Raw genomic sequence first — 1,400 nt, 5'->3', positions numbered from 1 at the left:
TGGATATTTTTTCAAGTTGGAAATGTATTTTGAGCTTTTCATAGATTTGATTTTTCTCTCTAGTCGAATGGCATGGGCATAATTATCAGTTGGGATTTTTAAAAATAAATTCCAATCTTCAGCAGAATTTGAGAAGTGTTGGCCCTGATAAAAATGTGAATTGTGATTCTTAATTCTTATTTCTAAATTAGACTGAGTTGCACCAATATAGAATTTATTGATTTTTTCTGAAAATAAGATGTAACAGCAAATATCATTCATGAAAAATAGCATAAAAAAAACCTCTTCAAATTTGAAGAGGTTTGTGGGCCCACCTGGGATCGAACCAGGCACCTACTGATTATGAGTCAGTTGCTCTAACCGAATGAGCTATAGGCCCAGTGTTTTAAGAAAAAAGAATTTCGATTCCCTTAAAAGCAGTGCAAAGGTAAGTTTTTAGATTAAAAAAATCAAAAAATAATTCAAATGATTTTTACTTATTGTGCAAGTGAAAATCTAATTGGCTATTAATTAAATCTTTATAAACTGGTTTTTTTTGGAAAAATATTAATAAATTGTTAATATGTGCCTTTAAAAGGATATTTTGGATAAAAGTCACAGTTTTATTGAAAATTTATGTCTAATTTTGAGAATGATTAAAAGTTTTTTCATACTTATTCTCTCTAGCGTAATCTTTTTAGAGGGTTTACTTCCAAAATCCGTTGGGTTTTCGGAGGCCTATAAGTTTGGGGACTTGTACAGTCATTATCAGCAGCACAAACAAGAAGGTATTAGTTTTGAAGATTTTCTTTGGATGCATTATGCCAAGGAGTCAAAACACAAGTCTAATCAAGAACACAAGAAATTACCTTCTTTCGAATCTCACATTACATTTTTGGTTTTTATTCCTGCAGCAAAAATAATTTCTGAGTTTTCAAAATCAGTTACTTTTTTTGAAGGAAAATCAAGCTCCTCAACTTATCAAAACTTATATAGATTTCAGTATTTGAAATCTCTTCTAAATCCACCCCAGTTAGGCTAAAATTCTTTAAGCTTAATTATTTTCTTTATTTTTTTTAATCATTATTATGTTTGATAAACTCGTCAGATATAGTATTCACCATAAACTTGTGGTGGGTATTGTAGTATCTCTCAGTATGATAGCTGGTTTGTTTTCTTTGAAAAACTTACCTATTGATGCTGTGCCTGATATTACCAACAACCAAGTAGTGGTGCTTACTTTGGCACCAACATTGGCCGCTCAGGAAGTAGAGCAGTATATTACAGCTCCTCTTGAAATTCAATTCGTAAACATTCAAAATCTCGAAGACATCAGGTCGGTGTCTCGACAAGGGTTATCAGTTATTACCCTCGTTTTTTCTGATGATGTAAATATTCATTTGGCTAGACAGCTGACTTCA

The 1,400-nt window shown here is 31.6% G+C and carries 3 protein-coding genes and 1 tRNA gene; 2 read left to right on the top strand and 2 right to left on the bottom strand.

The features are described 5' to 3' along the window. Together EGI22_RS15305 and EGI22_RS15300 are read right to left on the bottom strand one after the other, a co-directional pair. Window positions 1-261 (bottom strand): GIY-YIG nuclease family protein (locus EGI22_RS15305; RefSeq protein ID WP_255069317.1); only part of this gene is annotated, 261 nt, incomplete at its 3' end. Between the two features lie 44 nt (window positions 262-305). Beyond that, window positions 306-379, bottom strand: a tRNA-Ile gene (locus tag EGI22_RS15300). A gap of 252 nt (window positions 380-631) precedes the next feature. Between EGI22_RS15300 and EGI22_RS15295 the strand changes: the two genes are divergently transcribed. Both EGI22_RS15295 and EGI22_RS15290 read left to right on the top strand, forming a co-directional pair. Continuing rightward, on the top strand, window positions 632-1,021 hold the full coding sequence (locus EGI22_RS15295) for a hypothetical protein (RefSeq protein WP_255068998.1): 390 nt from the start codon (window positions 632-634) through the stop codon (window positions 1,019-1,021). A 46-nt stretch (window positions 1,022-1,067) separates the two neighbouring features. Continuing rightward, the coding region (locus EGI22_RS15290) for an efflux RND transporter permease subunit (protein ID WP_255069316.1) at window positions 1,068-1,400 on the top strand (333 nt) is incomplete at its 3' end.

The organism is Lacihabitans sp. LS3-19 (genome assembly GCF_024343575.1).
Taxonomy (GTDB): Bacteria; Bacteroidota; Bacteroidia; order Cytophagales; family Spirosomataceae; genus Leadbetterella.
The sequence above is the reverse complement of the archived record's forward strand: the minus strand, read 5'-3'. Positions and strand labels throughout refer to the sequence as shown.

What these genes read in the sequence shown, in the direction of transcription:
- EGI22_RS15295 (WP_255068998.1), top strand. Translation starts at nt 632, where the DNA reads ATGATTAAAAGTTTTTTCATACTTATTCTCTCTAGCGTAATCTTTTTA.